The organism is Lysinibacillus sp. NPDC056185, from assembly GCF_047737915.1.
Taxonomy (GTDB): domain Bacteria; phylum Bacillota; class Bacilli; order Bacillales_A; family Planococcaceae; genus Lysinibacillus.
This window is the reverse complement of record NZ_JBLLLQ010000062.1, coordinates 1-6,044: the sequence shown is the minus strand read 5'-3', so window position 1 is coordinate 6,044 and position 6,044 is coordinate 1. Positions and strand designations below refer to the sequence as shown.

At 36.7% G+C, this 6,044-nt stretch carries 6 protein-coding genes and 1 pseudogene; 3 read left to right on the top strand and 4 right to left on the bottom strand.

What is annotated here, in order from left to right:
- The 3 genes from ACMZ42_RS26675 to ACMZ42_RS26665 form a co-directional block, all read right to left on the bottom strand.
- A partial coding sequence (locus ACMZ42_RS26675; RefSeq protein ID WP_415733363.1) for a cobalamin-binding protein occupies window positions 1-745 on the bottom strand: 745 nt, incomplete at its 3' end.
- A 118-nt stretch (window positions 746-863) separates the two neighbouring features.
- Window positions 864-2,069, bottom strand: a complete 1,206-nt coding sequence (locus ACMZ42_RS26670) for an iron-containing alcohol dehydrogenase (protein WP_415733362.1) — start codon at window positions 2,067-2,069, stop codon at window positions 864-866.
- 394 nt (window positions 2,070-2,463) lie between these two features.
- Entirely contained in the window at window positions 2,464-2,835 is a 372-nt protein-coding gene (locus ACMZ42_RS26665) for a hypothetical protein (protein ID WP_415733361.1), read from the bottom strand.
- 158 nt (window positions 2,836-2,993) lie between these two features.
- On the opposite strand from ACMZ42_RS26665, the gene ACMZ42_RS26660 reads away from it, so the two are divergent.
- Together ACMZ42_RS26660 and ACMZ42_RS26655 are read left to right on the top strand one after the other, a co-directional pair.
- Window positions 2,994-3,614, top strand: a complete 621-nt coding sequence (locus ACMZ42_RS26660; protein ID WP_415733360.1) for a TetR/AcrR family transcriptional regulator — start codon at window positions 2,994-2,996, stop codon at window positions 3,612-3,614.
- Window positions 3,615-3,616: 2 nt separating this feature from the next.
- Window positions 3,617-4,480 (top strand): type II CAAX prenyl endopeptidase Rce1 family protein, encoded by an 864-nt coding sequence (locus tag ACMZ42_RS26655; protein ID WP_415733359.1) that lies wholly within the window; start codon window positions 3,617-3,619, stop codon window positions 4,478-4,480.
- Window positions 4,481-4,573: 93 nt separating this feature from the next.
- On the opposite strand, the pseudogene ACMZ42_RS26650 reads toward ACMZ42_RS26655, so the two are convergent.
- A pseudogene (locus tag ACMZ42_RS26650) lies at window positions 4,574-4,769 on the bottom strand (LysR family transcriptional regulator); the annotation flags it as partial.
- Window positions 4,770-5,017: 248 nt separating this feature from the next.
- Between ACMZ42_RS26650 and ACMZ42_RS26645 the strand changes: the two are divergent.
- The gene (locus ACMZ42_RS26645; RefSeq protein ID WP_415733358.1) at window positions 5,018-5,836 is read left to right on the top strand and encodes an alpha/beta hydrolase family protein; all 819 of its coding nucleotides are present in this window, start codon (window positions 5,018-5,020) and stop codon (window positions 5,834-5,836) included.
- The last annotated feature ends 208 nt before the right edge of the window (window positions 5,837-6,044 follow it).

Genomic DNA, 6,044 nt, shown 5'->3' with positions numbered 1-6,044 from the left:
GCTTTAATGCACCCTCTATAAGACGTGGTGATGGGCGACAATAAAGCCATTCCTCCATTACGTGAAGCTGTTTCATTTTAACGGCTTTAAGCTCCTGCGCATGTGCACGCTTTAATAAATTAGCCGGTTGAATACGCTCAAAGGCAACTCCTACCCAAGCCATCATAATATAGTCTGGGTCGCGCTTTACTACATCTGCCCAATCAGTTTGCACGCTTGCTAGTTCTACATCTTGAAACAGATTTTGCCCACCAGCAATGGCACTAATTTCAGTTAGCCAATTTATTTTACCTGGCGTAAAGATAGGATTTGGCCACCACTCCCAATAGAGAGTGGGTTTTTTAGGAATTGTTTCAGCAATTGTGCGAAGACGATCGATACATTGTAAATATTCCTCAGAAATTTTTTTTGCACGCCCTTCAACTCCACAGGCTTTACCTAAAGTATGGAGATCTTGTGCGATTTCCTCTAATGAATTAGCATTAAAAACAATATGGGGAATATTTTTAGCTTGTAACGCTTCAATATTTTTTTCCATGCCAGGGACACTTAAGGATGCGAGTACAAGATCAGGTTGCAATGCCTCTAATGCATCCATATCAATTGATAAATCTGGGCCAAGCTGAGGTAAATTTTTTACTGCTAATGGCCAATCCGAAAAATCATCGACACCAACAAGTTGATCAGTCAGACCTAAATAAGCAACAAGCTCGGTATTACTAGGACATATTGATATTAAACGCATCTTCTTATCTCCAATTCTTTTTAAGAAAAGTATAGCGAGTGTTGGAGTCACATACAATGACAGAATGTTTTCCTCAATAAAAAAAGGCATGCCAAGAGACATGCCTTCTGATTACTTATTAAGAAAGTGCGATAGCTTCGAGTGATTCTTCTTTTTTCGCTACAGGGCCCATCGCATTTGTAATAATTTGTTTAATGTCTTCTAACGTTGCTTTACGTGGGTTTGTTGCAGCACATACATCTAACATTGCATTTTTCGCTAAGATTTCAATATCCTCATCCTTCGCACCTAATTCGCGGAAGCCACTTGGAATGTTCAAATCGCTAGAAAGATTTTCAATTGCTGTAATTGCTTTCTCGGCAGCATCACGTTTACTTAATCCTTCAACGTTTTCACCTAACAATTCAGCGATTTTTGCAAAACGCTCAGTACGTGCTGTTAAGTTAAAGCGGCAAACATGAGGCAATAAAATAGCATTACATACACCATGTGGTAGATTATAGAAGCCACCTAATTGATGAGCAATTGCATGTACATAGCCAAGTGAAGCGTTATTAAACGCCATGCCTGCTAAAAATTGTGCGTAAACCATTTGCTCACGTGCTTCTAAATCTGCACCGTTTGCATAGGCACGTGGTAAATATTCAGGAACTAGCTGAAGTACCTTTTCAGCGCAAGCGTCAGTAATTGGTGTTGCGTTTGTCGATACAAATGATTCAATTGCATGTGTTAATGCATCTAAACCAGTTGCCGCTGTTAGAGCAGGAGGTAAGCCAATCATTAGCTCTGGGTCATTAATTGATAGTAGTGGAGTAACATGTTTGTCCACAATGGCCATCTTCACTTTACGAGCTGTATCCGTGATAATCGTGAAGCGAGTCATTTCACTTGCTGTACCAGCAGTTGTGTTAATAGCGATTAATGGCACCAATGGGTTTTGTGATTTGTCAACGCCCTCGTAATCATGAATGCGTCCACCATTCGAAGCAATAAGTCCGATACCTTTCGCTGCATCGTGTGCGCTACCTCCTCCAAGAGAAACGATCGAATCACAGTTTTCAGCATGATACACTGTAATCCCATCTTCAATGTTTTGATCTGTTGGATTTGGTTCTGCTTTCGGGAAAATTGCTACATCAATTCCAGCAGCTATAATGATGTTAGCAATTTGTTCAGAGAGACCTAATTTGTGTAAGCCCTCATCTGTTACGATTAATGTCTTTTTCACTTCTAAATCATTTAAGCGTTTACCAACTTCTTGAATTGCTCCAGGTCCAAATAAGTTTGATTTCGGCATAACAAATTGCTTTAGAACGTCTGACATATTTCCAACCCCTTTAAAATAATTGTTATTGCTTGAATGATGGAGAACCACCTTTCGAAATTCATAGTATTCTATTCTTTGTAAAAGTTCAACTCGTATTTTTATTAAAATTGTTAATTTTAATCGTGTTATTATTTTACAAAAAAGTTAGCCTTGTTTTTTGATTGGAGGAAGGTTGAATTGTCTAGGGATATCGATTTTAAAACGGTTTAAGAATTGTTTTCCTATGAAAGTAAAATATATTTTTGGGAAATGTGTTCTATTTTAAAGAAGTATTGAATAGTAAATAACTGATATTTTGTTTTTACTATAATAGTAGTGGTTAAGTCGTTTTTTAATTGTGTAATTACTATTTTAAAGTACGAAAATCGCCACAATTTACAGAATATTCAAATTAAATTCTTTTTCTTTTTGAAATGTTTAAGGAGAGCCATAATGCAAGCAGTAAATAAAGAATGACCGTATATCCAAGTAATGCGCACATATAGAAAATTGCTTTTGAACCTAAACTTATAGGAGGATAACCACTGTGAGCATTAAAATGATATACCTCCTGCTCATATCCGAACCAAATAGCTACTAGCAAAAAGCCTAATAATAGGAGAGCTAGTGAAGCCTTTTTATGAGAAGTGATATGCAGTAGACTTTCTTTAAAAGTAATTGGACGCTTAATTTCCTTGCTTTGATGCTTTTTAAAGGGTACTAAGAAAAAAATCAAGATCCCACTATAAATTAAAACCATCACAGTAAGTTCAGAAACCCCCATTATTTCCTCCTTTATTCCGATATTTTCTATTTAGACTTTCATAAAGATAAAAGGTTCCTTTTTTATTGATATTTACAAAAGGGAATGAAAACTTATTAAAGTTTTTATTTTTAGGGCACTTTTCAGGGATATTTGCAATTTTATTGAATACAATTTCAATGAAAATATTTTCAATAAAAGGATGGGTAAAAATGTCAATTAGACATGAACAAAAAGAACAACGAAGGGCTTTAATTTTACAATCTGCATTAGATTTGTTTATTCGGAAGGGGTATGGTGAAACGAAAGTTGCTGATATTGCTAAAGCTGCTGATATGAGCATGGGGCTACTTTTTCATTATTTTGACTCTAAGGAAAAGCTTTATGAAGAGTTAATTCGCATAGGGTGTGAAAGACTCAAGTTGGATTTTAATTTTATGAATGAATCGCCATTGGCAATTTTTACAACGGCTGCTGAGGATTTGTTTGACATGATCCGTACAAACCCATCTGCAGCAAAAATGTTTGTGCTAATGGAAAATGCACAGCATCTTGACTCCTTGTCGGAATATTTAAAAGAAATGCTTACGGAAGCAGATAAATTAATAAAAAAGAGTATTTCATTAATAGAGAAGGGGCAATTACTAGGAGAAATTAAACAGGGAAATGCTGAGGCACTTGCGGTAGCATTTTGGTGTTCTATACAAGGAATCGCCCAATACATTGCGCTGCATCCCGAAACTCCTTGTCCCAATTCAATGTGGGTTATTTCAATCCTTGAAAACAGGGAGGCGAATTAAAAGTGAAAACTACACGGAACTTAATAATCTTTATAGTTGTTGTTTTGCTATGTGGTTGGCTTGGTGTTTTTGTAGATCGCTTCATCCCAGAACAGCCTAAAGGTGACACGCTTGGGATGGGCATTTGGCTAGTATTTCCGCTGCTGACAACTATACTGTTACGTGTCTTTGCTGAAGATGGGTGGCGAGATATAGGCTTATTAGCTAATTTGAGAGGCAACATAAAATGGTATATTGTCTCGCTCCTAGTCTATCCTGTCATCACTTCTATAGTTTTGTTATTAAGCTATATATTTGGATGGATGGATTTTTCAGATTTCAATTTAGATGCTTTGGTTTCAGTTTTTGCTGGTGGTTTACTGCTTCAATTTGTTAAAAACTTTTTTGAGGAATCGGTTTGGAGAGGTTATCTAACGAGTAAACTTTCATCGTTAAAAATAAATGATTTTTCGTTGTATTTTATTGTTGGTGGTGTTTGGGGAGCGTGGCATATTCCGTATTTTTTAGTGTTCTTATCAGATAGTGATATCTTCAGTGTACTCCCTGTAGATAGGTGGCTATTTGCGTTGATAGGTATTGTGACGATGATTTGCTGGACAGTAATGTATACAGAAATTTATTTAATGACGAAAAGTATTTGGCCGCTTGTCCTTATGCATATGACAGAAGATGCGCTTGTGAATCCACTTATTCTTGATGGATATATCAAAATTGCTCAGGGAAAAGAATTTCTTGTTTCTCCAACGGCAGGTATTATTACTACAATTCTTTACCTAATGGTAGGGCTTTTATTGCGAACTAAACGAAAGAAGCTGGAGAGGGAAATTGTATCAAAATCAACTACAATAGCTATCGTTAAAATTTGAAAGTTTTAGCGATGAATCAATTTCGCCTTTGCGTAATTGTAGCTGTCGCTGCGCTTTCGCTACAGAAAACATTTGTAGCTCTCGCTTATCCTAAATAGCTCTAATATGGAATATCATACGTTCTCCAATGTCCGTTAGATTCAAGCCTTTTTTGATCCCTATCTGTCTCTAAATTTAATATGGCATGACTGACAGCCGGCTAGGTCATATTTAAAGTTTGTACAGCTTTTGTGAAACTGCCTGTGTCTATCACTGTTACTAGCACCTGTAGTTGCGTAATTATCACCATAAGTAAATGCTGCTTATACCACCTATCAAAAACATTCATTTTATTTAGGTTATTAAGTATTATCATAGTTTATGAAATTATAACGGGGGTATTATATTAAAGTACCTTGTTAAAACGAAAAAATGCATTTCTTCTCCCATTTCTGGTCAACTTGCCTATGGCTATTTGCTTTATATTATTTTTTAGGTGACCTTAAACTAAGTTTAGGTCTGAAATGAAAAAGTCAAGAAAAACTTGGAGGTGCCCTTATGAGTATACGAAATAAACGATTCACTTACGGAAAAAATCAGTTGCAGTTTGGGGATCTCCGTCTCCCTGAAGGAGAGGGTCCTTATCCTGTCGCGATTGTTATTCATGGAGGATTTTGGAAAAATTTTTGGAACCTTGATATTATAGAACCTGTAGCAAAAGATTTGGCGTCAAGGGGAATAGCTACTTGGAACATTGAATTTCGTCGTGTTGGAGATGAGGGAGGAGGATGGCCAGGTACATTTATTGATGTTGCAAATGCAGCCGATTATTTACAACAAATAGCAGAAGAAAATCATCTTGATTTAAGCGGGGTTATTGCTATTGGGCATTCTGCAGGAGGGCATCTAGCTTTATGGTTAGCGGGTCGTAAAAACCTACCAGAAAATAGTGTTTTAAGAACTGCTGAACAACCACTTTCTCTTAAAGGATCGATAAGCTTAGCAGGGGTTAACGATCTTGCACTCATGGATGATGTTCATCATTTACGTCTATCAGAATTCGGTATAGCAAATAACTGCCCTGTATCTGATTTGGTAGGTGGGTCACCTAAAGAGGTTCCGGAGCGTTATGAGCAAGCTTCTCCGATTCAGTTATTACCCCTTCAGATTCCACAAGTTCTTATTCACGGTTCGCTCGACATTAATGTGCCAATCGGAATTAGTTATAACTACAAACGTGTAGCGGATGCTTCTGGGGATCAGGTAAAAATGGTGGAAATCCCATCCGCTGAGCACTTTAAAGTGATTGACCCCAATGCCGAAGAATGGTCATATGTTATCAAGGAAGTTACTAATTTATTGGATATAGTACATTAGTGAAATATTAAGGGGGTTGCTATAGGTAATTATTATTTCTTTTTCAAACAACGCAGCCTTTATGGAGGGGATGGGCATTACAATATCTATTCACAGAAGTGAGCTTCATTCCTCCCACTTCTTCAGAGGTGGGAGGAATGAAGTGCTTTTTTCTTTATAGAACATATGTTTATATTGTATATTGTGAATAATCAAAAAAAGAAAGGAG

Excerpts from the sequence above, each read along its gene's own strand:
- ACMZ42_RS26670 (WP_415733362.1), bottom strand. The coding sequence starts at position 2,069 with ATGTCAGACGTTCTAAAGCAATTTGTTATGCCGAAATCAAACTTATTT.
- ACMZ42_RS26665 (WP_415733361.1), bottom strand. The coding sequence starts at position 2,835 with ATGGGGGTTTCTGAACTTACTGTGATGGTTTTAATTTATAGTGGGATC.
- ACMZ42_RS26660 (WP_415733360.1), top strand. The coding sequence starts at position 2,994 with ATGAAAATATTTTCAATAAAAGGATGGGTAAAAATGTCAATTAGACAT.
- ACMZ42_RS26645 (WP_415733358.1), top strand. The coding sequence starts at position 5,018 with ATGAGTATACGAAATAAACGATTCACTTACGGAAAAAATCAGTTGCAG.